This window comes from Oleiphilus sp. HI0123 (genome assembly GCF_001635315.1).
In genome coordinates, this window is record NZ_LWGE01001545.1 from 1 (window position 1) to 1,662 (window position 1,662).

The following is a 1,662-nucleotide window of genomic DNA, read 5'->3' on the forward strand; positions in this document are numbered from 1 at the left end:
TGTCAAGTGACAGGTCGACCACATGGCGTATACCGCAAGTTCAAACTTTCACGAATTAAATTGCGTGAACAGGGAATGAGTGGTAATGTGCCCGGCCTGAAAAAAGCAAGCTGGTAATACCAGTAAAGAAACGTTGGTAAGTACCATAACAAGCTGGTGGGGTTTCCTTCCGGCTTGTTTTTGATACTGCACAACTAAAAAGACTAGGAGTTCATACGATGAGTATGCAAGATACGCTTGCGGATATGTTCACACGTATTCGTAATGCACAGATGGCTGAGAAGCAATCTGTCACAATGCCTTCTTCTAAAATGAAGGTGTCAGTACTAGAAGTATTAAAGTCAGAAGGTTTCATCGAAGGCTTTAACACTGATGGTCAGGTAAAAGCACAGGTAACTGTTGATCTTAAGTATTTCGAAGGCAAGCCAGTCATCGAAGAAATTAAGAGAGCTAGCCGTCCAGGTCTACGCCAGTTTAAAGGTAAAGACGAGCTGCCAAGCATTCGCGGTGGTTTGGGTGTTGCCATTATTTCAACTTCGCAAGGTGTGATGACCGACCGAGCTGCGCGTAATGCCGGCATTGGTGGCGAAGTAATCTGCACAGTTTTCTAGGAGAAGGGCATGTCTAGGGTTGCTAATAGTCCAGTTCAGCTTCCTTCCGGTGTAGAAGTTAAGCTAACTGAGCAAGAAATTGAAGTAAAGGGCGGTAAAGGCACTTTATCTTTGGATCTTAATTCTGTTGTTACTGTAACGCAGGAAGGTTCAGAAATTAAATTTGCTGCTAAAAATGGCAGCAAGTTCTCACGAGCGATGTCTGGTACGACTCGCGCGTTGGTAAACAACATGGTTACTGGTGTAAGTACTGGCTTCCAGAAAAAGCTACAGCTAATCGGTGTTGGTTATCGTGTACAGATGCAGGGCAAGAAACTAAATCTGTCATTGGGTTTTTCTCACCCAGTCGAATACGAGCTTCCTGAAGGTATTAAAGCTGAAGCTCCATCACAGACCGAGATTGTTTTGTCAGGCGCTGACAAACAGTTGCTAGGTCAGGTTGCTGCTGAAATTCGTGCTTTCCGTCCGCCAGAGCCTTACAAAGGTAAGGGTGTACGCTTTGCTGACGAACATGTCAGACGCAAAGAAGCTAAGAAGAAATAGGTGAAGCTATGAGCATTAAGAAAGAATCAAGACTACGTAGAGCGAAAAAAACTCGCTTTAAGTTAAAAGCTTTGGGTGAGACCCGACTTACAGTTCATCGTACACCTAAGCATATCTACGCACAGATTATTTCAGGTGAAGGAAACAAGGTTTTAGCCTCTGCTTCTACTCTGGATAAAGATCTTCGCGGCGAAGGTACAGGTAACATTGACGCGGCTACTAAAGTTGGTGCTTTGATCGCTGAGCGAGCAAAGACAGCTGGTGTTTCAAGAGTAGCATTTGATCGTGCTGGTTTTAAATATCACGGTCGTGTAAAGGCATTGGCTGACGCTGCGCGTGAAGCCGGATTAGAGTTCTAAGGGGCATTACGATGAGCGTAGAAGACAAAAACGGTCCAGAGCTACAGGAAAAACTTGTACAAGTTAACCGTGTAGCAAAAGTTGTTAAAGGTGGTTGAATCTTCGGTTTCACAGCACTAACTGTTGTTGGTGATGGTGCAGGTCGTGTA

The 1,662-nt window shown here is 44.6% G+C and carries 3 protein-coding genes and 2 pseudogenes; all 5 read left to right on the forward strand.

The annotated features are described in order from the left end of the window. A pseudogene (locus A3761_RS20660) lies at positions 1–117 on the forward strand (30S ribosomal protein S14); the annotation flags it as partial. Positions 118–218: 101 nt separating this feature from the next. Next, positions 219–611: a 30S ribosomal protein S8 gene (gene rpsH, locus A3761_RS20665; RefSeq protein ID WP_068508541.1), complete on the forward strand. Its 393-nt coding sequence runs from the start codon at positions 219–221 to the stop codon at positions 609–611. Between the two features lie 9 nt (positions 612–620). Continuing rightward, positions 621–1,154, forward strand: a complete 534-nt coding sequence (rplF, locus tag A3761_RS20670) for a 50S ribosomal protein L6 (RefSeq protein WP_068508542.1) — start codon at positions 621–623, stop codon at positions 1,152–1,154. 8 nt (positions 1,155–1,162) lie between these two features. After that, positions 1,163–1,513 carry a 50S ribosomal protein L18 gene (gene rplR, locus A3761_RS20675; RefSeq protein WP_068508543.1) on the forward strand — a complete coding sequence of 117 codons (351 nt, stop codon included), beginning with the start codon at positions 1,163–1,165 and terminating at the stop codon, positions 1,511–1,513. A gap of 11 nt (positions 1,514–1,524) precedes the next feature. After that, positions 1,525–1,608: pseudogene (locus tag A3761_RS28635) on the forward strand (30S ribosomal protein S5); the annotation flags it as partial. Positions 1,609–1,662: the final 54 nt, after the last annotated feature.